Raw genomic sequence first — 21,694 nt, forward strand, 5'->3', positions numbered from 1 at the left:
GAAAATACAAAAACCACCCGAGGCAGTTTGAAACCATGATGCAGGCACCCCAAGATTCGAATCTCGAAAAGTTGCAGGCCGGCCTGGCCAAGATCAAAGAACGGTTTGTGCAATCCATGCCAGAGCGCGTTGCAGAGTTCGACGCCTTGATGGATCAGCTTTATGAAGATGAAGACACCGAAAAGGTGGTCGATGAAATTTGCCAACGTGCGCACAAGTTGCACGGGCAGGCGGGTTCCTTCGGATTTGCAGAGATTGGCGCGATGGCCGCAAAGCTGGAACAGAACATCCGCGATGTTCAGGACGGGCCGCGACCGATGAATACCGAGGGGATCGAAGCGGACCTGGTTGCGATGCTCGACCAGATCGACGCAAGCTTGAACGTGACCTGATCGCGCATGCACCGCCTTTTTCACATCATGCCGACAGGGCTGACGATCGGGGCGCTTGTGCGGCTCGGGTTGGTGATTGTCTGTGCGCTGTGGATGGTGGCGGGCCGCGCCGCGATGGCGCAGGACACCTCTGACACTGAAATCCGGGTTGGCATTCTGGCGACCGAAGGCGCGACACGCGCGTTGGAGGCGTGGACACCGACCATTGATCTGTTGAACGGCGCCGCCGAAAACCAGAACCTGCCCTATCGGTTCAAGATCGAGCCGCATACGGATTTGTCATTGCTTGACGGTATTGCGGAGGACCGGATTGATCTGTTCCTTGGCGATCCTGCCACCTTTGTGGTGGGTGAAGTCGAAAGCGGGGCGCGGGCGTTGCTGTCTGTTGCGCATATGTGGAACGGTGTCACCTATGACGAAACGGGCGCGGTGGTGTTTGTCCGCGCTGACAGTGATATCCGCGATTTGGAAGATGTTGCAGGCCGCCCGATCATGGGGGTTGCAGCGCAGGAGATGACCGGCTGGCAATTGGCACAGCAGGAGTTTCGCAAAAACCGGCTGGAGCCGGAAGACTTTGGTTCGAACGTGATGTTTTCGGGCGGCAACCAGCGCGAGGTTGTTTATGCGGTGCAAACCGGCCTCGTCGATGTCGGGGTGGTCCGCGCCGGAGTTTTGGAGAACCTTGCCAAACAGGGGGCGCTGTCGCTGGATGATTTTCGACCCTTGGGGGCGATGGATCACGACGGTTATCCGTTCTGGGTCAGCACGCCGCTTTATCCTGATTGGGTCATCTCGGCGGTGCCGGATGTCCCAGAAGAGGTTTTGGCGCTGGTGATCAACAGCCTGTTGTCGGTGACCGTGGACAGCGACGTGTCACAATCGGCGGGCGGCGTGGTGTGGCAAGCGCCGCAAAACTACCAAACGGTGCATGAGCTTTTGATCTCGCTCCGGGCGCGGCCATATGAAAACTATCTGCGCCGTGCGGCGACGCGGATTTATTCCGCATACCAGTGGCCGGTGATCGGGCTTGGCACACTGATTGTTCTGTCACTTGCGTTTTTGGCGTTTCAGGTGCGGCGCAATGCGCAGCTGGCCGAAGCCCGCAAGAACGTCCTGCAATCGGAGGTGCGGTCAAAACAGTTTTATCGCAATGCGATCGAGGACCACACGGTCTTTTGTATGCTTACCAAGGACGGCGTCATATCGCATGTGAATGAAAGGCTTCTGAAGGCGCTTGACCGGCCACGATCCAGCCTGATGCAGAACCATCTGGCGACGCTGTTGAACGAGACAAATCAAAGTCTGCTGGAGACCGAGATCATGGCCGCCATGCAATCGGGCGCGCCTTGGCAGGGGCCGTTGCAATTGACGCGCGGCGATGACAAGTCCGCTTGGGTGCAATGTACATTCATTCCGGTGACCAGCGCATCGAACACCTTGAGCGAGATCGCCATTGTTGCCTCTGATGTGACCGAGACCCGCACGGGCGTGTCCGAAAGCCGGTTCAACAACACGTTGGAGCTGATCCAGGATCAGGTCATCGTCATGCGCCCCGGTACGTTTGAGCTGATGTACGTCAATTCTTCCGCGCATCAGCTGCTGATCGGTGAACGGATGGGCGGCACTTGGAAAGGCAAGAAAGCCTCTGACTTTATCACCAAAGAGGACTTCGAGGCGCTGAAAATGCGGGCGGAGGCGACCATCGCCGGACCGCAACGGCGCGTCACATGGGAGGTCGAAGGCAAGTTCGATGTTACCTATGAAATCAGCCTTGAATATGCCCAGCCCGAACAGGATGAGCCGCGCCTTATCGTGATTTATCGCGATATCTCCGAACGCAAGGCGGTGGAGAAAGCCAAGAACGAATTTATCGCAACGGTCAGCCATGAATTGCGCACGCCGCTGACCTCGATGAAAGGGGCGCTTGGCCTTGCGGTATCGGGTGCGGTGGGTGAAGTGCCGGAGAAGATGAACGGCGTGATCAATATGGCAGCGTCAAACTGTGACCGGCTGGTGACGCTGATCAACGACATTCTTGACCTTGAGAAAATCAGCTCGGGCAAGATGGATTATAAGATGCAGACGTTTGACCTGAACACGGTCGTGTCTGACGCGCTTGAGGCGAACAAGTTCTATGCCGAGAAGTTTGGCGTGACCTTGCGGCGGATTGGCGATGCGAAAGAGAATGAATTCCGCACCTATGGCGATGCCACGCGCCTGACGCAGGTGATGGACAACCTGATGTCGAACGCGGCCAAGTTCTCGCACAAGGGATCGGAGATCCTGGTGTCCTTGAGGGAGTATGAAGGCCGTTTGCGCATCTCTATCCGGGACTTTGGTGATGGCATTCCGGAAAAGGCGCAGGCTACGATCTTTGACAAGTTTACCCAAGCGGACAGTTCTGACACCCGGTCCAAGGGCGGCACCGGTCTTGGCCTGTCGATTGTGAAACTGATCGTTGAGCATCACAAAGGCCGGATTGCATTTGTCAGCAAAGAAGGCATCGGCACCGAATTTTTTGTCGATCTGCCGATGCTGGATGGCGAAACGGTTGTGCCGATCTCGCGCAAGGGATCTGACGACAGCGCAGACCTGACCTTTACCGATACCTTGCCGGATACGGTTGCGATTGCGACGCCCCAAGTGGGTGAAACCGCGATTGACCGTTTGGTAACCAAAAGCCGCGAAACTGGAACGAACGTTAAATTCGAGCTTGGCCGCGTGAACGCATTGCAGGTCGCAAAGGGCCGCGGCGTCGTGGGTCAGTCGACGGTATTGAACTGGCTGTCGAGCCATGAGCAAGCCTTGATGGTGGAGCTGCTGCAGCGTGACGATCTGGAAAACTGTGACGTTTCCGTCATCGAGATCACGCAGCCAAAGAACGCTCGGCAGGATGTTGCCGCACGCAATATCACGTCGGGTACAATGGTGCGGGATTGGTTGCGCGAATGCAGTGATCTGCTTGTCGGTGAAGGTGGTGAGATGGCCAAGGTTCTGGGGATCAGCGACGACAAAGAGGTCGCTCAATGGTTGGCCGAGCAAGAGATAGAAACGGTCCGGAACAAGGGTGCAGCCGTCACAAAGTCGCGCGAGACCCAATATGACTTGATCGCGCATTTTGGCGAGGGCAATGATGCCGCGACGCTGGCCCTGTTCCCGATGCAGGGCGGGCGTTTGCCATCCGGTTGGCCGGTGACGTTGATCGTTTCTTCGGCCGAGAAAAAGCAGGCGGGCCGGGGCGTGGTCTCGAAATTCGCAAGTGGTGGCGGACGCGGTCGGCGGCGGGCGTGAAAATGAAACGGAAAACTAAAGCGTGGAAAGCGGGGAAACAGGATGGCTGAGCTAAAGAAGATTTTGCACGTCGAAGACGATGCCGAGATTTTGCAGATCACTGGAATGGCCCTGAATCTTGTGGGCGATTTCGACATCATGCAGGTGGATCGCGGCGACAAGGCGCTGGCGGTGATCGAGGAATTTCAACCGCAATTGATCTTGAGCGATGTACAGATGCCGGGGTTGACCGGGCCAGAGACATTGGTGGAAATCCGCAAGATGCCAGGGTTCGAGAACGTGCCTTGTATCTATCTGACGGCGCGGTTGATGGACGGCGGCGAAGGGTTGATCGTGCATCCGGCCGATCTGGACGTGATTGGCAAACCTTTTGATCCGATGACATTGGCCGATCAGATAAACGAGATCTGGACCACAAAATACGAGGCGGCGGCCTGACCCTTTCGGGGAAGGCTACCCCTCGCCCTCGCCCCGTTTGAGCAAGAACAGATTGCGGCCTGCATCATCCAGCGCGGCGATTTCGGCACGCGCCTCTTCTGACTTTTGTTCATTGACCGCACGATCCAGCACTGTTTCGTTGGTCTTGGTCTCGCGGAACGCGGTGAACAAACGGGCTTCGGCCAGCGCGGCCTGTTCTTCGAGTTTTTCACGTTCTTCTTCGAGGCCGCGCTGCTTGATATCAACTGATTTGAGATAGCCGGGCAGATAGGGGCGGGTGTCTGCGTTGCTTTGGCTGGCTTCGGTCGCGGCCTGCTGGGACAGATCTGCGCTTTGCCGGTCCAGATCCGATTGGGCGGCACGCAGGGCAGAGAGTTCCGCGCCGATGCTTTCCAGTTCGTGTTGTTTGATGCGGCCAATCAGCTTGAGCGCGGCCAAGCGGTTGCGCGGAGGCATCGGTTAAGCGGCCTCTGGCGCCGACTGTCGTGCCTCTTCCATCTCATAGAAGGATGGCTGCAGGTTGCTTGGGATGTTGCCGCGGCCAATCTCGGTGCAGATGGCAGGCGAATGGTTGTGCAGCATCGCGATGAAGATGTCGCGGATCACAGCGTAGTAAATGCCGTCCTGCTCTTCGATGGCCTCAAGCCGGTTGGCCAGCGGAGCCACAAAAAGATAGGCAAGGAAAACCCCCAAGAACGTCCCAACCAAAGCGCCGCCAATCATACCACCGAGAATGGCGGGCGGTTTGTCGATGGAGGCCATGGTTTTGATAACGCCCAAAACCGCCGCAACGATCCCGATTGCAGGCAAAGCGTCGCCCACAACGGTCAGGCCATGCGGTGCAACAAGCGCCTCGTGATGGTGTTTCTTGAGCTTGCGGTTGATCACGTCTTCGGCCTGGTAGGGGTCATCAAACTGCAGGGCGAGCATACGGAAACTGTCGGTGATCAAATCAATGGCAAAGTGATCTTTCTGCAGCTTGGGGTATTGGGAAAAGATCGTGCTTTCCTTAGGGTTTTCAATGTGTTCATCGAGGGACAACATGCCGTTCTGTTGGTACATCTTGGCCAGTGTGAACATCAGGTTCAGCAGATCGATGTAATCCTTGTTCTTCCACTTGGGCCCTTTAAAGGTTTTCACGAGCCCCTTTGCCGCGCCTTTGATGTCGCCCAGAGAGTTGGCCGCAATGAACGAACCAATGGCCGCGCCGCCGATCATCATGCCTTCGAATGGCAGGGCGTGTGTGATGATGCCCATCTCGCCCCCGGACAGCATATAGCCGCCGAAAACCATGCCCATAACAACAACGAAACCCAGGATAACTGTCATTTTGCGCCCTCTGCGTCGGTCCGTAGAAGTTTAACCTCTATTCTCGACAAAACTCAAGGATAGTTGGCTGATGTTAAGTATAAATATGAGGAACCAATAACAGTTGACACCGCTTAGGGGAAGAATACAAGTTTAGGTATGTATATTACGGTTTGGAGATCAGGCGCATGAACAGTACCGAGAGTGTTTTGGTGGTGCTGATTGACGGCGAAGACGTGAAACATGTGTTCTCTGCCTGGCCAAGCGACATTTGCCTTGCCGCCTGTTTGATGCGCGATGGCGATTGCAGCATGATCGTGTTCCGCCGTGATGAGCGCCCGCGCGTGCCAGCCAGACTGGTGCAGACCTTGGGCGTTCCAGCCGAGGCGGTTTGTTTTGTGCCCAAGGTGATCGGCTATGAGACCAAACAGTTCTTGTATTCCGATGAGCGCCGTTTGATGGAATTGGTCGCGTCCTATCCTGCGATATTGGAAGAGGCGATCGATTACGCCGTCAACTATACCTATGCGCTGGAAGAGGGGCTTGATCCCGAAGTCTTGCTGGGTCTCAAGCAGAAGGACTATCGCGCAAGTCCGATCCAGGCGCCGACGGTTGTTCCGGCCCCTTCCTTCCGGCGGCATCCTTTTCAGGACAAACCGAAGCGGGCAAATGAGTTGAACCCGCTGTTGCCTGATTTTCTGAGAAAGTCGGCGGAAAATGCGCGGCGGCCCCGGTTTGCAACGGTGCGCAAATCGAGGCCGGCGGCATTGGTGCCTCAGGTTTAACGCAGCGCGCTGCGCAGATGTTGGAAGACCTGATCGCCAAGAGGGCTTGGTTCGGGTTCTGTATGATCCGCGGCATGCTGAGTTTCTTGAACCGTATCCATATCAGTTTCAGCGTGATCTTCGGTTGGCGCGGGATCATCCATCTTTTCCGCGGGCATATCTGCTTTGGCTTCTTTTACCATCGGGGCCATGTCGGCTTTTTGGCGGTACTGCACCAGGATGGAGATGCGGCGGTTGGTCGGATCTTCCGGGTTTTCCGGGACCAACAGTTGTGTATCGGCCAGACCTGACACCCGGATGATGCGGGCCCGGTTTACGCCGGACCCTTCAAACACACGGCGGGTGGCATTGGCGCGATCCGAGGACAAATCCCAGTTGTCGTATTTGGTGCTGTCGGCGAATGGCACGGCGTCGGTGTGGCCAGACAGGACCATGCGATTGGGGATGTTTGAAAGCGATTGCCCAAGCTTGGTCATCAGGGTTTTGGTTGCACCCGCCATTTCGGCGCGGCCGCTGTGGAACATCGGTTTTCCGTCCTGATCGACAATCAGAATTTGCAGGCCATCCGGGGTTTTCTCAAAGATAACATTGGCTTCGAGATCCTTGAGATCAGGGTTCGCCTGCATGGCATGTTGAATTTCTTTGCGGAGTTCTTCGAATTGGTTGTCATCTTGTTCGCGCACTTCGGCCATCGCGGCGTCTTCGCCACCGGTTCCCTCGGCGGTGCCTTCTTTTCCGGAGTCGCTGAACTCTACCGCAGCGTCTGCAGCGGCGGGGTGTTCGTGATCGCCCTCTTTGGAGCCGAGCACTTTTTCCTTGGGGTCGGATGTGGGGGTGACGTCGCGAATCTCCCATTTGGCGGGGGAGGGATCGTCAATTTTGCCAAGTTCGGAGCCACGCGCCACGACACTGCCGTTTGAGGCGGTCAATGTGCCGGGTGGTCCGAGAGTTGCACCATCCAATACGCCGCTGCCGCCGGGCATGGTCGCATTGGTGAAATATTCCGCGATGCCGCGCAATTTGGCTTCGTCAGAGCTGGCGAGGATCCACATAAGCAGGAAAAACGCCATCATCGCTGTCATGAAGTCCGCGTAAGCCACTTTCCAGCCGCCACCGTGATGGCCGCCACCTTCGATGACTTCGATCTTCTTAAAAATCTTGGGCTGCGCTGCTGCTGCCATGATGCTCTGCCTCGTCCACGTCGATTGGTTCGATCGTTTTCGGCGGGCGTGCTTCTGCTAGTCCGCGGTTAGGGCAGTTATCAATGTTAAGTGTGAGTTAAGGAGGACCAAATTGGGGCAATACTGTGGCCCTGTCTCCGGGTGTCAGACCGAGGGTCTGCCGCTTTGCTGGGTGCTGTCATCGCGGGCATATTTCCCAAGACCGATCCGTTTGGCGTATTCGGCCTTGCGGATGGAATAGTTTGGCGCAACCAGCGGGTGGTCTTCTGGCAGATCAAATTGCAGGCGGTATTGATCTTCGGTCAGTCCATGTTCCGCCTTGAGGTGACGCTTGAGCATCGTAAAGGACCGGCCACAACACAGACAGGTGACGGTGTCATTGGTCACGGATTTGGAAACCGGAACCGCTGGATGGGCCATGACAGCGGTTGGAACGGGCGGTTTGGGCGCTTCGCCCGCGTTGGCAATTGCGCCGGTTATGCCGCTCAGGGCGTTTGGCAATTGCCGGGCCAGCGAGAGCACGTCTTCTACTGTTGCATTTTCGCGAGACGCAAAGGCGCTCAGTACTTTCAGCGCGGCATCGGATGGATCAACTGTGTTTTTGTTTTCCACAATCATCTCGCTCTTTGTTTCAGTCGACCGTGATCAGATCGCGCATACAGATGCGCGCGCCAACCTGCCTGTTTCCAAATTCTCTTTGTCTGCCAATCGGCCCAAGGCGCGGACTCTCGCAATGTAAAAGGCGAGTATCCATGCTTTGAGCTTATGATCAAAACTTTGGACAAGATAAGCCGCCAATTCTCCTTGCTTTACAAGAAAAATGTGCAAACCGGCTCATTTTTGCGCAAATTCGCCCGTTTCAGACGCCATTTGTGCAAAATCCTCTAGTTTTGCGTGTGTTAATGGCACAGTGAAGCGGGGGTGCCACCATTTTGAGAGATCTGACCAAGATCAGTTGTGCCGCTCGTGTTTGTCAAAAGTCCCGCCTGCGTGATGACATGCCCTGCTGCTTGCAGCGTGTCATGAAGAAAGTCGTCGTGCTCTGTCAGTTTGATCAATTTTTCCAACCGCTGTGCCGCTGCGAGTGCGAGCGATCGGGTTGCGTAAGCGCCGTTTGTGCCTGTCATTTTGTTACCCAGTTTCCAGGTTTATGCCGGCGCTTTCTGCGACCGTTACAAGTACTATGTAGGACTGAAAGTTAACAGAAGGTGAAAAGATCGGGTAAATCTGGAAGAAAGCCGGTTTGTTCTTTCATTGTTCTTGAGGCGCGGGTTTTGCGTCCGATCGCAGCAAAGAATAGTGAATTTTCCAATAAGAAATTGTTGAAAAATTCCACTTAAAGTTACAAACTTGAGGCAGGGTGAGTCTTAACCCGTTGTTCTCAAAGAGTCGTTTTACCGATCATGAATCAGGACCAAAATCGCTTTTCTTCTGTGCTGGTCACCACCGACCCGGCGCTGAAGACTGCGTTGAGCTACCTGTTTTCTGTTATCTTAAAATACGACTTTGATGTCATCGAGGATTTTTCCCAAGAGGGGCAGGACGCGGCACTTTCTCTTACCCCTCAGGCGCTGTTTGTATTTCCACCCAAGGTCAAGGAAGAGGCTCTCGCGCTGATCGAGCGGGTGAAAGGAAAAGCGAACCCACCTGTGGTGATCGTGCTGCAGAATGGCGTGTCGGAATTTGGGGCACAGGCCTTTCTTGCCGGTGCGGATGATGTGGTTGACTGGCCTTGTTCGTTACATGAATTGGCGCTGCGTCTTTTTGTGCGGTTGGGGCAATCGCCCAATACCAGCTCGGCCTCGGTTCGGGATGCCAATTGGGAGACCGAAGCCTATATCGCGGCGCGGGCCGGCCTGACGACAGCCGAGGCGCAGGTGATGCGGGTTTTGTTCAGCCATGATGGGCAAATCGTGACGCGAGACGACCTGAGCTATGCGGTGGATGCGCGGCCCTGGCGGTATGGTGATCGCAAGTTTGATGTCCATGTTGCGAAAATCCGGAAAAAACTGCTGGATTCATTTGGTTCCCAGATGTCGGTTTCGACCGTGCGGTCCTCGGGGTATTGCCTGTCGACGAACGGCGCGGATCTGTTCAACGAAAGCTGAAAATCTGGCGAAATTTCATCGTTGCATGCGGATGCACCGTCTGGCCGCACCCTCCCCAAAAATGGTGAATTAAGGATTTAGTAGTTTTCTCTTTTATCAAGAGGGGAAATGTAAATTCGCTACCCCTGCTGAGCTTCTGCTAGATTTTGCCCCGAACACAAACTCTAGGAGCAAGCGAAATCCCCGACACTAGATGTAGAACCCCATAAATCAAGGGAAATTTGTGGACTTTGGTAACCATTCCGGAATTGGCCCTGCCTGCAAACCCACTGTTTTCAGGTGGTTTGGCTGGGGCAAAGTTTCAGAAAGGTTAACAAATCTCTCATTCAAAATGAAATCTTCGCGAGGTAATCTGGAGTTGCATTAAGTTTGATGATCGGGGGATCGTGGCAGTGGTTGATATTCTTGAGCACGTTTGGAGTGGCACGATTGAGCGCCGCGAAGTTGCCGATCTTTCCCCCCTTGCACAGATCCTGTCCTCCCTTTTGGCGGCCCCGACGCTTTGCTTGATCACTCAGGCGGGAAAAAAGGATTTGAAACCGTTTGCAAGTTACGGTGGCTGCGAGGTGATGCCGGGGGCGAGCCTTGCTGATGTGCTTGACGAAGAGCTGGGCATCGAGATCAGTGACGAAACCATCGTGTTGGTCGAACCCCGCGCGATGAGCGAAGCGGATTATTATTCGGGCAAAGAGTTGGGCCAAGTTTTGGGCTCTCTCTTGGTGGATCTGTCAGGACTGGAGCAAGGTCAGCTGACCGCTTTTGCAGATCGCACAGCAGCGCAAGCGGCACCGGCGGGCCAGGAAATGGCAAAAGGGCGCCTGCAGGCAGAACAGATGGCGGAAAGCCACGTTAACTAACCTCTTCAGCGGCGCGTGCTGTGTTGCCGCGCCGCTGGCCAAAAGAACTTCCCATGAACAAGAGACTGCAAAACCTTGGTTTCCCAAGGAAAATAGTCTCAATCTGTGGCAGATGTGCCATGATTGGCGTTTAAGACCGCACAAAAGCGGACTTTGTCATCGAAATGCCGGATTCTTAAATTTCTCTTAACCGCGTCTGGCTAAAGTTAAGCTGAGGCAGAAAAAACAAACAGGTGACGAGAATGAGTGTAGCCGCATATAAGCGGACCATCTCGCACACGGAAGCGCCGCGTCAAATTGAGCGCCGCATCCTTGCGCAGGTGACTTCAGAACTGGAACAACAGTTTGACGCTTTCGATAACGCCGAACGGAAAATTGACCGTTTGCAAGTACTTGCAGATGGACTTCGCCATTCGCTGTGGAGAAATCAACAGGTTTGGGCGACGTTCAAAATGGATCTCATGGAGAAAGAAAACAACTTGAGCCCCGAATTGCGGGCCTCATTGGTGTCTTTGGCCATTTGGGTGGAAGGTCATACGCAGAGCGTTATGGCCGGTGGCAAAAACGTTAAGCCCCTTATCGATATTAACCGTAGCATCATCGACGGTCTTGGCGGCCGCGCGTTTGATACAGCAGCGGAGTGATTTGATATGGCTTTGCGACTGACCCTGAAACCAAACGAACGGATCTTGATCAACGGCTGCGTGGTGCGCAATGCGGATCGCCGGCAGATGCTGATCATCGAAAATCACGCCGATATTGTCCGCGAGGCGGATCTCTTGGATGAATCCGAAGCGCGTTCGCCTGTGAAAGAAGTCTATTACTTCATTCAGGCGGCCCTGCTTGATCCGAATGTACGGGGCAAGCTTGTCCCGATTATCCAGAAAAAACTGGGCAAGTTGGTGCCCGTTTTCCACGACGATATGAGCCAGCACATCTTTGAGGCGGCAAGCCAGGTGTCTCATGCGGATTTTTACAAGGCGATGCGGGCGCTGCGCCCTGTGATGGACTACGAGACGCAGTTGTTTGACGTGCTACAGGCGAAAAATGCGGCGACCGCCGCAGAATAGGATACGCTATGATCAGCATCTCGGGACTTACCAGCCAGACCGCACTGCGGCTGATTGACGTCACGCGAGATCGCCAGATCGAAGTGATGCGCGACGATCCCGTGAACAAACGCGGCGAAGAGGCATTCCGTGAACGGATTGCCAGTATCACCACGCCAGAAGAGCTGGTTGCGGACTTCGAAGTTTATAGCTTCGTGATGAAAGCCTTTGATCTTGAAGATCAGATTTTCGGCAAGGGTATGGTGCGCAAAATTCTGGAAAGTGATCCGGTTGAAGAGACATCGCTGTTGAACCGGCTGACGGATTCGCGGTTCCGCGAGATGCATCTGTCGATGGAGTTCACCACAGAAGATGGTCCGCAAACACCTAATTTTTCGAATGAAGCCTGGGTGGATGAGATTGTTGACCGGTTCTATAACCGGCAGTTCATCAATGAGAATGACAACCAGAATGGCACGGTGGGTACTGTGCTTGAGTTCCGCGAAGAGGTTGCGGGGTTGAACAGTTGGTTTGAAGTGCTGGCTGATGCAAAACTGACAAAGTTTTTCCAGATCACCCTGAATCTGCCAGAGCAAATTTCCGGTCTTGATCTGGAAGTGCAAAAGAAGCTGTTTGAGGAAAAGTATGACCTCGCGGATCTTGCCGATCCGGCCGAACAAGAGCGGATGATCACCCGCTACATGGCGATTTCTGACGTGTTGAACCCGCCGCAGTTCTCAGCGGGCAGTCCTGCGGTGAGCATCTTGCAATCCGCCAGTTTCGGTGCGCAGTTCGTGCCGATCACGCTGGATGTGGCGACCGTGACATTCTCGGCATCGCAGCTTTATCGCTGATCGCGTGGGTTAGTCGGCGGCATCGTCCATCATGTCTTCACCGTCATCAGGCATCTCGATGGCACCTTCAGACACCAATCGCAGTGCCGCTTCGACCAATTCCGATTGCGCGCGTTTGACGTCTTTGGATTTGACCGGCCCCATCGATTCCATCTCTTCTTGCAGCATGCCACGAGACCGCGATGGCAGAGATTCAAGGAAATGTTCGCGGACTTCTTTTTTGGCGCCGCGCAGGGCAAGCGGCAGGGTGTTGCCCGTCACCTCGCGCATGATCTTACCCAGTGTGACGGCCTCGAATTTCATAAGGTCATCAAATACAAACATTTTTTGCTTGATGGCACGGAATTGATCCGGCTGGCGTTGTTCCAGTTCGCGGGACAGGTTGCCAAATAGATCCTCGTCCAGCTTGTTGAAGATTGATACCAGCTGTCCTTCGACGCGGGCCTCGGCGCTGCGACCGGCCTTGGCCAACACATCATCCCGCAGGGTGTTTTCGATGTTCATAATGGTGTCGTTGGGCAGGTTGTCCATCTCCATCACCCGCTCAATCAGATCGGTGGCGCGGTCGGCCCCCAGCAGCGGCAAGACCTTGGCGGCAGCATCCGGGCGAATGCGGGACAGGATCACAGCGACGGTTTGATTGTGTTCCTTGCGCAGGAATTCGACCAATTGTTTCTCGTCCAGATCGGACAGATCGCGCCAGACATTGTCAGTGGTGTTGCCGTCGATCTCTTGCAAAATCTCAGCCACGCGTTCTTCTGGCAAAAATTCCTTGAGCAAGCCGCGGGCCGCTTCGATTGAGCCGACAACACCGCCGATCTGGCTGACCTTCTGACCGAACTCGACCATAATTTCTTCGACGATGCTGGCGTCCACTTCGCCCATGGTGGAGATGGCGGTGGTGATCTGGCGGATCTCTGACACGTCCAGTTTCTGCATCAATGCGCCGCCGCGTTCTTCCCCAAGGCAGAGGAACAGAATTGCCGATTTCTGAGCGCCCGACATGCGGCGGTGTTTGCGGAAGGGGACGAATTGATTCATCTGTGCCAAATGTCCTGATCACGAGCGAAAGGTTTAACCAAGAATAAACCAAGCTATCCTTGATGAACATCTCTTTCTTTGCGAAGGGCGGCGATTAACCAGATAAATATGACTGAATGAGCGATCCGGCGAGCATGTACCACCCGTCGATCAAGACAAAGAAGATAACTTTGAAGGGCAGCGAGACCAAGACCGGAGGGAGCATCATCATGCCCGCACTCATCAAGACCGAGGCGACGATCAAATCAATCGCGACAAAAGGCAGGTAGATCAGAAATCCGATTGTAAACGCGCGGCGCAATTCCGAGATCATGAAACCCGGCACCAGCACGCGCCAGCTGGGCACAGCGTCAGGGCCATCGGCCGGATCGGGGCTTTCTCCGGCGATGTCCTGAAACAGTTGCAGATCTTTGTCTCGGGTGTTGACCAGCATAAACTCGCGGAACGGCTCTGCGATGTTTTGCATCGCCTGTTCTTCGGTGATGGCATTGCGGATCAAGGGCTGCACGCCGCCCTGCCATGCGTCATCGAACACCGGCTGCATCACAAAGAACGTCATGAAAAGCGCCATGGCGTTGAGCACAATGTTGGGCGGTGTCTGGTTCAAGCCCAAGGCGAGGCGCAGCATCGCAAAGACAATGACAAAACGTGTGAAGCTGGTCATCACCACCAGAAGACCCGGCGCTACACTGAGGAATGTGATGACCGCAAAGAGCTGAATCAAGCGCCCGGACAGGCTGGCGCCCGCGTCGCTGCCGGGTTCGGTGTTGCCCAGAGTGGTGGACAGATCGCGGATCAGACCGCCGATTTCGCTGTCTTGGGCGCTGGCCAATTGCACGCCGAGCAGGACAATCAGCGCGGCGGCTGCCAGCGGGGCAAATGCCCTGCGCGAAAGAGAGGCGAAACGGGGCAAGATCAGGCGTCTGTGATGAAGTCTTTGACGATTTCCCGCAGCGCCACGCCCAGCATATCGCCTTGTACGCGCACCAGGTCGCCGCGTGCCACCATGCGATCATTGATCATGATATCAACAGGTTCGCCAATGCGGCGGTCCAGTTCGATCACCGAGCCCTTGGTCAGGTCGAGCAATTCCGAGATCGGCATGCGGCTGCGGCCCAGAACGACACGCACATCCAGTTTGACACCAAAGATTGCATCAAGGCTTTTGCCCTCGCCTTTCTTGGCTGTCGGCGGTTTTTCTGCTGGCGCTTCGGGGGCCAGTTCATCGGGGTCGATCTGTGCCGATTGAGGGGTGTTCATTTCGGCAGCTTCCTGTTTTTCGTCTACCATTTATCCAGCTTTCCCAGTGGCTTCGTTGAATTCTTTTGCCGCAGTGGCAAGGGAGGCAAGCACCGCGATGCTGGCCTGTTCGATGTCGTAATCCAGACGCCCGCCCTTCCATCTGACCTGTGCGGCACTTCCCGATAGTTCAGGGTCTGCAACCACGTCAATTTGCGCTGTGCGGGTGGCGGAGGCGAGCCATTCGGGCGCTTCGGATTGCAGGGCTTCGGCCACGTCCGGACAGGCGCGAATGGTCAGGACCGGATCGGTTCGTGCAAGGGCCACACTTTGACGGATGCGTTCGATGGCCAGATCTGTGCCGTAGTTTTCAAGAAGTTCCGGCACCAATCGTTCGGCGATTCCCAAGAACAATTCCACGATATCCCGTTCGGATGTGCGGCGCAGTTCGGCATCTTGTTCAAGCACGGCGTTTAGTTGATCGCGGATGGCTGTGCGTTCCTGAGTGAGCCGCTCTTCACGGGCAGCGTCATATTCGCCTTGGGCATCCTGCCGTCCAACTGAACGGCCTGCGTCAAAGCCCTCTTGCCGGGCTTCTTTGATGCGCAGCTCCTGTTCTGCAAAGGCCGCGAGTTCGCTCATTTTATCTTGGGGCGAGTCCTTGGGCTTTTCCGCCGGCTCAGTGTCAAAGTTGCGCTGAAACAGGTCGATCATGCCTCGGCCTCAGTCATCAACCATGAGCGTAGAACGCGCAGAACCTCTTCGGGCTTCTCATCGGCAAGGCGTTGAATATTATCAATTTTTTTCTTTCGCAGATTGCCGCGAATGCCCTGTTTCTCGACAAATTCGTGATCTTCATCGTCGTCATAGTCATCGGCAAGCAAATCCCGTGCATCTACGCCGTTTGCGGCGGCGCGGCCTGTTCCGGGAAGGGCGGCGGTGCCGGGCGGGTTTTCGCCATTGGGCAGGGCTTGCATGCCCGCTGTTCCGGCTGCCAAAGCCTCTGCATCAGCCGCATCGCCAGCAGGAAGGGCAGGGGCGCCGCCGGTGGTTTCGGGGCCCGCTTCGATCTTTTCTGGCGGGTTGAGGCGGCGCAGGACGGGGCGCACGCCCATCACCATGACCAGCCCAACAATCAACAGTGCCATGACGCTTCGGATGATAGTGACGATGTTCTCGGAGAGGTTGTCCATCAGGGACATTTCAACCGGATCGCCAAGTTCCATGGAGTAATCCATGAACCGCATGCTATCGACGGATACGCTGTCACCGCGATTTTCCTGAAAGCCGACCGCGGATTTGACCAGCTCTGTCAGGCGGTCCAGTTCTTCGGGTGTGCGTTCTGCATAGGTCACGTCGGAGCCATCGACGTTGTAAATTCCGTTGATCAAGACCGCGACTGTCATGCGGCGCACATCACCGGCCTCGCGGATAATCTCGCGGCGTGTGTTGCCGATCTCATATTGCACCAGCTCGTCAGATTCAGAGCGGCTGGAGGTGGTGCCCGGGCCATCTCCGCCCAAGGCTGCGGGGATGTTGTTTTCGATGCCGACGTTGCCGCCGTCCTCGGTGCCGCTTTGGCTTTCGGATTTGTTTTCGGTGGACCGCACGACTTGCTGATCCGGGTCAAATGTTTGTTCTACAATGACTTCTCGTTGTGTCACGAGATCGACATTGACCCGAACACGCGCGTTACCCGCGCCGACGCGTGCGGTCAGGATGTTTTGAATTTCCTGGCCCAAACGGTCTTCGATCCCTGCCTTCGCGGATTGAATTGTCGCCTGGCCGTTGCCGTCTGTCCCTTCGGCGAGGATGGTTTCGCCGCTGGCAGACAGGACGGTGACACGTGCCAGATCAAGCTCCGCCACGGCGGAAGCGACCAGAGTGCGCACCGCGACCGCTTGCTTGCGGGTGACAGCGCGGCCCGGTTCGGGGCGGACAATGATAGAGGCGCGGGGTGCTGGCGCCTCTCGCGAAAAGGGTTCGCGGTCAGGCAGAACCAAATGCACCCGCGCCGTGGAAATGCCGTCAATGGTTTGGATCGAGCGGGCCAGCTCACCCTCCATTGCGCGCATGCGGTTGATCTTTTGCAGGAAGGAGTTCATCGCCAAGCCGCTTTTTTCGTCGAACAGCTCCCAACCCGGATCGCCGTCAATCGCAACGCCGGATTCGGCCAGAACCATTCGCGCACGGGCGGCATCGGGGCGGGGTACGGAAACGCTGGACCCGTCTTCGGAGACCGACACCTTGAAACCGGCGTTGGCCAGCGTGGCCTCGATGGAATTGGCGGACGTGACCGAGAGATTTGAGTAGATCGGCGCGTAATCGGGGGTCGCCACGGCGTTGAGACCCAGCAGCATCGCAAGGATAACCCCCACGGCGGTCCCCGCAAGGATAAGCAGCCGTTGACGCCCAAGCGCCATCAAATTGTCAATCAAACCCTGCACGAAATGCTCCGCATATTTTTCTTGTCACTATACAGCATTAAGAAAAGGTTAAAAGCAAGAATTAACCAAAACTAAACTTGTATTTTCCCCAGAAAAGACGGATTATTCTTGAGTAGAGGAGCCCAATTTATCCATGGCTGGCAAGGCAAAAGAAAAGCGCAAACCGGAGGCGGCGGCAGCGGGAGACACCCCCGAGGCCAAACCCAAAGGTTCGAAAAAGATGCTCGTGGCGGCCATGGCGTTTTGCCTGGTGTCGCTTGGTGCGGGCTTTTTCCTGGCGCGGATGGCCTACATGCAGGACGCCGAAGCCTATGAGCCAGAGTACAAGGATGAAGATGAGGCGCATGGCGACGATCACGGCGATGAACAGGACGATGGTCACGGCGGCAAGGATGATCACGCGAAAAAGGGCAATGGCATCACCGACCCGCTGGCCAAGGATGGCCATGAGGCTGAGAAGGCTGAAGCACTGAAGGCCAAGGATGATGGTGGCCATGGTGAGGCATCCCATGACAGTGGGCTGCTGGATTTTGGTGAGATGCTGACCAACATCGAAGGCTATGACGTGCAGGGTGCGCCAACGCGCGCGTTTCTCAAGGTCAATCTTGTGGTGGCCTATCGCCCAGATGAGGGCGCATCGGAAATCATGGAGGAACGCCAGGCGTTCATGCGCGATCTGTTCAACTCTTACCTGCGTGGGCTGACCGAGGCGGATGTGCGCGGGATGGCAGGGCTGCTTTTTGTGAAGGCGGAGTTGCTCAAACGGGCGCGGGCGGCAGCGGGCAGTGATCTGCCGCAGGAAATTCTCATCAAAGATCTGATTGTTCAGTAAGGAATGCAGCGGTGAATCAAGCACTGGCAGAGGAAAAGGTCGAGGCCGACGAGGCCAATCTCATAGACGAGATTATCCGCCTGTCGGATTTCACATTCGACCGTTTGCCGATGCTCGACATCATTGGCGAGCGGCTGGTCGAGAACATCTCGATCGCATTTCCTGATCTGATGCGGGCGCTGTGCGAGGCGTCATTGGTACAGTTGGATTACATCCCGATGGGCCAGATCATCGAGGGATTGCCACAAAACGCGCTGCTGGCAGTGGGCACCGGTCATCCCTTTGAGGGGGAGATCATGCTGGCCATTGACCGGACGCTGTTCATGACCTCGGTCGAATTGATGCTGGGCGGCACGGCCAAGCAGATCAACGATGACGACGATGACGAATATACCGCCATCGAACTGGCCTTTGGTGAACGGCTGGCGGCGGCCATTCTGGCAGAGCTTCAGCGGGCCTTGTCGGTTGTTGGCAAAGCGGAGCTTGAGCTGGACCGCGTGGATACCGATCCGGATGCGGCCAGTGTGGCCAAACATTCGGCGCTTTGTGCGCGGATGAAATTTTCCGTGGCGATGGCGGGCCATGCCGGGGTGCTGGATGTCGTGATCCCCTATGACGCGCTTGAGCCGATCCGCCCTGACCTTGGAAAGATCTATTTTGGCGACCGCGGTCAGGCGCAGAATGTCTGGCATGATCTGATCAGCGACCAGATTGAACGCGCACATATGGAATTGGAAGTGGTGATGGCCGAAGAGGCGATCCCGATCCAGAAGATTATGTCATGGCAGCCCGGTGATACCGTCGAGTTTGGGATCGAAGAAGGGCAGGACGCGATCATGACCTGCGCCGATGCGCCCATGTTCAAAGTGTCCCTTGGCAAACGCAACAACGGCTTTGTCGCCGTTCAAATTACAGAGAAACTCTCAACTTTGGAGGTGCCCGAAAATGATGGCGACGATAATTGATGGTGTGATCATTGTGCTGCTGGTGGGAAGCATTGCCTATGGCTATTCGGTGTCGCGCAAGGTGCGGCAGTTGATGGCAACGCTCAAGGAGCTGGAGCCATTGGTGAATGAGTTTTCCTCGGCCGTGGATAAGACCGAGCATTCCGTGCATCTGATGCGCGAGAACATCGAAGTGGCAGAGCAGGTGCAGGAGCCGCAAGTGAAGGCGGTGCCCGACACACCGGCTGAGGCGGCATTCTCCAGCCGCCGTGCACCATCCGACGCGCCCGAAGTGCCGGGCCTGCGGGTGATGCGTGATAAGAAAGATCTGGTGCGCAAGTTCTTTGAAACCTCTTCAACGGCGAGGGTCTGATCCATGCTGCGACTGCTGAGCGGTAAGGTGATTTTGGGCGGTCTGGGGCTGACATTGTTTGCCAAGGCGGCGATGTCGTTCCCTGAGTTGCCGATGTTCAATACGGTTGACCGGGTGCCGGATGTTGCCGTTGTCCAGACCGCGGCGGCAGAAAAGAAAGACGCAGCACCGGAGCCGGCTAAGGACGTGCCGCCGCTGGTGGCTGATTTGCCCATGGGGGGCAGTGAATGCGAAGCGCCGGAAGATGTGTTGCGGTCACTGGCCCGTGAGCGGGAGCTGGTTGCCCTGCAAAAGCAGGAAGTTCTGGACCGGCAGGCCGAACTGGCCCTGGCACGGGAACGGCTTGCCATCGAAAAGGGGTCATTGACCGAATTGCAGGCCTCCATTGAGGCGCTGTTGGGCCGGATTGAGGCCAACAAAACGGATGACCTCAACCGCTTGATCGATTTTTACAAGAACATGAAACCAGCCGATGCCGCACGGATCATGGATGATCTGGATATCGAAACCACGGTCATGGTGCTGGGCACGATGAACCCAAGATCAGCGGCGCCAATTCTTGCCAAGGTATCGCCGGTGCGGGCGCGGGCAGTGTCAAAGATCATTCTGGAACGGTCACAATTGCCGGGCGATCAGGATCTGGTCGGGATCAAGCTCAAGTAAGGTCAGTTCAGGCTGGTTTGCAGGGTCGAACCATCCGGGATCTTGTGCGGTTTGTTGTTTTTGCGATCAAAGACAAAGCTGATGATCTCGGCGACGATCTCCCAATGTTCGACCGGCACCGGCTGATCAATCTCGACCGTATCATAGAGGAGACGCGCAAGCGGTTTGTTCTCGACCACGGGAATCTCGTTTTCAAACGCCACCTCGCGGATGCGGTGGGCCAAGTGATCGGCACCTTTGGCGATACAGATCGGGGCGACATCCGTGATCGGGTCATATTTCAGCGCCACTGCAAAATGGGTCGGGTTGGCGAGGATCACATCGGCAATTGGCACCACGGCGATGGTCCGCTGCTGCGACAGCTCGCGGCGGCGGCGGGCGCGTTTGCCGCGAATTTCGGGCGATCCCTCGCTTTCCTTGATCTCGTCGCGCAGTTCTTTCTGGCTCATTCGCTGTTTGCGCCGCCAGTCAAACCTGCGCCACAGGATATCGGCGACGGCCAATGGCACGAGGAAAATCGCTGCGGCCAATAGAAGCTTGCCAGCGGAATTGACCAGATATCCCGGAAGAAACTCGGGGATAAAGCCGGAGGTCATCCAGATCGCGCGGACAGCCTGATTGGTGATCCAGATGGCCATGGCGCCAACAGCAAAAACCTTGATGATGCTTTTGATAAATTCGACAAAGGAATTCGCCGAGAACAGGCGTTTGAAGCCTTCGCGGGGCGAGATTTTCGACAATTTTGGCTTGATCCGCTCAAAGGCGATCACGGTTTCGCCCTGAATGGCCGCGCCGATCAGACCGCCGATCAGCAAGACCCCGAACAACGGGGCCACAGCAATGGCCAGCGTGAAAAAGAAATCGCCCATGATCTGGCCAAGGCGTGTCAGGCCCGGCTCGCCAGTGGCCACGGTCAGGCTGGAGGCTTGTTCGATCAATGTGCTGAGCGCGCCGACAACATGGGGTGTTTGAAAGGGCAAAACCAGCGCAGTGATGCCCAGCAAGGCGATAACCACCACCATATTGCCGGTCTCTTTGGAGGACGGCACATCCCCCTTGCGCCGCGCATCCTGCAGACGCTTTTCGGTGGGTTCTAACGTCTTTTCTGTGCTGTCGTTGTTCTCGGCCATGACTCAGAGCTTAAAGCCAACAAGCCAATCCTGAAACTCCGATATAAAGAAATCGAGCAGCGCGGGCATGGAAATCGCGAGAATGAGCAAGCCCGCGCCGATCAGAAGGGAGGCGGCGACAAAGAACACGGGCAATTGCGGCATCATCCGGTTGGCCAGCCCCATGCCGAGGTTCAACACAACGCCCATGACAAAAAACGGGGCGGCAACAGCGGTGCCGATGTAAAGGCTTTGACCTGCGGCCTTGAGCAGTTGGTCTGTCATATCCTCAAGCATGATCTGGCCGGGAGGAAACAGCTCATAACTCGACAGCAAGGCCCGCAAGATGATGTGGTGGGTGTCGGTGACAAAGATCATCGTGACCGCGCTGATCAACATCAAGGTGGCGACCATGGTTGCGCCTTCGAATGACCCGAATGAGGGACCAAAGGCGTTGGCCAAACCGGACACCTGGCCCACCTGAAAGCCGGCAAACTGCAATGCCGACAGCAAAATACGTGCGGTGAGCCCGATCCAAAGACCAATCGTCACCTCAACACCCAGCATCAGGGCAAGGGCGACCGGATCGTCCGGCATTGCGGCCTGCACCGGCGTGATCGGCAGCAAGGCAGCGCAAAGCACCAATGCAAAAGACAGCCGCGCCCGGATCGGGATTTGAACTTCGCCAAAGGCGGGCATGAAGATCAGGGCAGAGCCGAGGCGGGCAAACACGACCAGATAGGACAGAACAATCGAGGTGACAAATGCGTCAAGCGACATCGG

25 protein-coding genes are annotated in these 21,694 nt (G+C 56.1%); 13 read left to right on the forward strand and 12 right to left on the reverse strand.

Annotation, left to right across the window (positions count from 1 at the left end; genetic code table 11):
• Positions 1 to 35: 35 nt before the first annotated feature.
• Genes K3754_RS19695 through K3754_RS19705 form a run of 3 tightly spaced genes read left to right on the forward strand, consistent with a single transcriptional unit; the run spans position 36 to position 4,121 of the window.
• Positions 36 to 392 carry an Hpt domain-containing protein gene (locus tag K3754_RS19695; RefSeq protein WP_203212536.1) on the forward strand — a complete coding sequence of 119 codons (357 nt, stop codon included), beginning with the start codon at positions 36 to 38 and terminating at the stop codon, positions 390 to 392.
• A gap of 6 nt (positions 393 to 398) precedes the next feature.
• Complete coding sequence (locus tag K3754_RS19700; RefSeq protein WP_259943616.1) at positions 399 to 3,683, forward strand: PhnD/SsuA/transferrin family substrate-binding protein; 3,285 nt, start codon at positions 399 to 401, stop codon at positions 3,681 to 3,683.
• Positions 3,684 to 3,725: 42 nt separating this feature from the next.
• Positions 3,726 to 4,121, forward strand: a complete 396-nt coding sequence (locus tag K3754_RS19705) for a response regulator (protein WP_203212534.1) — start codon at positions 3,726 to 3,728, stop codon at positions 4,119 to 4,121.
• Positions 4,122 to 4,136: 15 nt separating this feature from the next.
• Here K3754_RS19705 and K3754_RS19710 read toward each other — a convergent pair whose 3' ends face one another.
• Positions 4,137 to 4,577, reverse strand: a complete 441-nt coding sequence (locus K3754_RS19710) for a flagellar motor protein (protein ID WP_259943619.1) — start codon at positions 4,575 to 4,577, stop codon at positions 4,137 to 4,139.
• A gap of 3 nt (positions 4,578 to 4,580) precedes the next feature.
• Positions 4,581 to 5,450, reverse strand: a complete 870-nt coding sequence (motA, locus tag K3754_RS19715) for a flagellar motor stator protein MotA (RefSeq protein ID WP_203212532.1) — start codon at positions 5,448 to 5,450, stop codon at positions 4,581 to 4,583.
• Between the two features lie 167 nt (positions 5,451 to 5,617).
• On the opposite strand from motA, the gene K3754_RS19720 reads away from it, so the two are divergent.
• On the forward strand, positions 5,618 to 6,214 hold the full coding sequence (locus K3754_RS19720) for a flagellar motor protein (protein ID WP_203212531.1): 597 nt from the start codon (positions 5,618 to 5,620) through the stop codon (positions 6,212 to 6,214).
• Here the strand turns inward: K3754_RS19720 and K3754_RS19725 are convergent.
• From K3754_RS19725 to K3754_RS19735, 3 genes are all read right to left on the reverse strand, one after another.
• The gene (locus K3754_RS19725) at positions 6,211 to 7,395 is read right to left on the reverse strand and encodes a flagellar motor protein MotB (RefSeq protein WP_203212530.1); all 1,185 of its coding nucleotides are present in this window, start codon (positions 7,393 to 7,395) and stop codon (positions 6,211 to 6,213) included. The genes K3754_RS19720 and K3754_RS19725 overlap by 4 nt on opposite strands.
• A 144-nt stretch (positions 7,396 to 7,539) precedes the next feature.
• Positions 7,540 to 8,013 carry a MucR family transcriptional regulator gene (locus K3754_RS19730; RefSeq protein WP_259943622.1) on the reverse strand — a complete coding sequence of 158 codons (474 nt, stop codon included), beginning with the start codon at positions 8,011 to 8,013 and terminating at the stop codon, positions 7,540 to 7,542.
• A gap of 281 nt (positions 8,014 to 8,294) precedes the next feature.
• Positions 8,295 to 8,522, reverse strand: coding sequence for a hypothetical protein (locus K3754_RS19735; RefSeq protein ID WP_203240827.1), 228 nt, complete (start codon positions 8,520 to 8,522; stop codon positions 8,295 to 8,297).
• 276 nt (positions 8,523 to 8,798) lie between these two features.
• Between K3754_RS19735 and K3754_RS19740 the strand changes: the two genes are divergently transcribed.
• The 5 genes from K3754_RS19740 (at position 8,799) to K3754_RS19760 (ending at position 12,263) form a co-directional block, all read left to right on the forward strand.
• Positions 8,799 to 9,503 carry a winged helix-turn-helix domain-containing protein gene (locus K3754_RS19740; RefSeq protein WP_231024394.1) on the forward strand — a complete coding sequence of 235 codons (705 nt, stop codon included), beginning with the start codon at positions 8,799 to 8,801 and terminating at the stop codon, positions 9,501 to 9,503.
• A 386-nt stretch (positions 9,504 to 9,889) separates the two neighbouring features.
• Positions 9,890 to 10,360, forward strand: coding sequence for a hypothetical protein (locus K3754_RS19745; RefSeq protein ID WP_203240843.1), 471 nt, complete (start codon positions 9,890 to 9,892; stop codon positions 10,358 to 10,360).
• Positions 10,361 to 10,602: 242 nt separating this feature from the next.
• On the forward strand, positions 10,603 to 11,004 hold the full coding sequence (locus K3754_RS19750; protein ID WP_203212526.1) for a flagellar biosynthesis regulator FlaF: 402 nt from the start codon (positions 10,603 to 10,605) through the stop codon (positions 11,002 to 11,004).
• Between the two features lie 6 nt (positions 11,005 to 11,010).
• Positions 11,011 to 11,430: a flagellar biosynthesis repressor FlbT gene (locus tag K3754_RS19755; RefSeq protein ID WP_203212525.1), complete on the forward strand. Its 420-nt coding sequence runs from the start codon at positions 11,011 to 11,013 to the stop codon at positions 11,428 to 11,430.
• 8 nt (positions 11,431 to 11,438) lie between these two features.
• Positions 11,439 to 12,263 carry a DUF1217 domain-containing protein gene (locus K3754_RS19760; RefSeq protein ID WP_203212524.1) on the forward strand — a complete coding sequence of 275 codons (825 nt, stop codon included), beginning with the start codon at positions 11,439 to 11,441 and terminating at the stop codon, positions 12,261 to 12,263.
• A gap of 9 nt (positions 12,264 to 12,272) precedes the next feature.
• On the opposite strand, the gene K3754_RS19765 is transcribed toward K3754_RS19760, so the two are convergent.
• The 5 genes from K3754_RS19765 to fliF form a co-directional block, all read right to left on the reverse strand.
• Complete coding sequence (locus K3754_RS19765) at positions 12,273 to 13,304, reverse strand: flagellar motor switch protein FliG (protein ID WP_231024395.1); 1,032 nt, start codon at positions 13,302 to 13,304, stop codon at positions 12,273 to 12,275.
• 94 nt (positions 13,305 to 13,398) lie between these two features.
• Positions 13,399 to 14,220 carry a flagellar type III secretion system pore protein FliP gene (gene fliP / locus K3754_RS19770; RefSeq protein WP_409202397.1) on the reverse strand — a complete coding sequence of 274 codons (822 nt, stop codon included), beginning with the start codon at positions 14,218 to 14,220 and terminating at the stop codon, positions 13,399 to 13,401.
• The gene (locus K3754_RS19775; protein WP_231024397.1) at positions 14,220 to 14,594 is read right to left on the reverse strand and encodes a FliM/FliN family flagellar motor switch protein; all 375 of its coding nucleotides are present in this window, start codon (positions 14,592 to 14,594) and stop codon (positions 14,220 to 14,222) included. The genes fliP and K3754_RS19775 overlap by 1 nt, the downstream gene beginning before the upstream one ends.
• Positions 14,595 to 15,257 carry a FliH/SctL family protein gene (locus K3754_RS19780; protein ID WP_259943632.1) on the reverse strand — a complete coding sequence of 221 codons (663 nt, stop codon included), beginning with the start codon at positions 15,255 to 15,257 and terminating at the stop codon, positions 14,595 to 14,597.
• Positions 15,254 to 16,990: a flagellar basal-body MS-ring/collar protein FliF gene (gene fliF, locus K3754_RS19785; protein WP_259943633.1), complete on the reverse strand. Its 1,737-nt coding sequence runs from the start codon at positions 16,988 to 16,990 to the stop codon at positions 15,254 to 15,256. The genes K3754_RS19780 and fliF overlap by 4 nt, the downstream gene beginning before the upstream one ends.
• Positions 16,991 to 17,123: 133 nt before the next feature.
• On the opposite strand from fliF, the gene fliL reads away from it, so the two are divergent.
• The 4 genes from fliL to K3754_RS19805 are packed head-to-tail and all read left to right on the forward strand — an operon-like array spanning position 17,124 to position 19,802.
• Entirely contained in the window at positions 17,124 to 17,822 is a 699-nt protein-coding gene (gene fliL / locus K3754_RS19790; RefSeq protein ID WP_259943634.1) for a flagellar basal body-associated protein FliL, read from the forward strand.
• An 11-nt stretch (positions 17,823 to 17,833) separates the two neighbouring features.
• Entirely contained in the window at positions 17,834 to 18,787 is a 954-nt protein-coding gene (locus K3754_RS19795; RefSeq protein WP_259943636.1) for a flagellar motor switch protein FliM, read from the forward strand.
• Positions 18,768 to 19,139, forward strand: a complete 372-nt coding sequence (locus K3754_RS19800) for a flagellar motor switch protein (protein WP_037910284.1) — start codon at positions 18,768 to 18,770, stop codon at positions 19,137 to 19,139. Before K3754_RS19795 ends, K3754_RS19800 begins: the two co-directional genes overlap by 20 nt.
• Before the next feature lie 3 nt (positions 19,140 to 19,142).
• Positions 19,143 to 19,802 carry a MotE family protein gene (locus K3754_RS19805; RefSeq protein ID WP_259943639.1) on the forward strand — a complete coding sequence of 220 codons (660 nt, stop codon included), beginning with the start codon at positions 19,143 to 19,145 and terminating at the stop codon, positions 19,800 to 19,802.
• Between the two features lie 2 nt (positions 19,803 to 19,804).
• On the opposite strand, the gene K3754_RS19810 is transcribed toward K3754_RS19805, so the two are convergent.
• Complete coding sequence (locus K3754_RS19810; RefSeq protein WP_259943641.1) at positions 19,805 to 20,932, reverse strand: flagellar biosynthesis protein FlhB; 1,128 nt, start codon at positions 20,930 to 20,932, stop codon at positions 19,805 to 19,807.
• A gap of 3 nt (positions 20,933 to 20,935) precedes the next feature.
• Positions 20,936 to 21,691 (reverse strand): flagellar biosynthetic protein FliR, encoded by a 756-nt coding sequence (locus K3754_RS19815; RefSeq protein WP_203212517.1) that lies wholly within the window; start codon positions 21,689 to 21,691, stop codon positions 20,936 to 20,938.
• Between the last annotated feature and the right edge of the window lie 3 nt (positions 21,692 to 21,694).

This window comes from Sulfitobacter sp. M368, from assembly GCF_025141875.1.
Classification (GTDB): Bacteria; Pseudomonadota; Alphaproteobacteria; order Rhodobacterales; family Rhodobacteraceae; genus Sulfitobacter; species Sulfitobacter mediterraneus_A.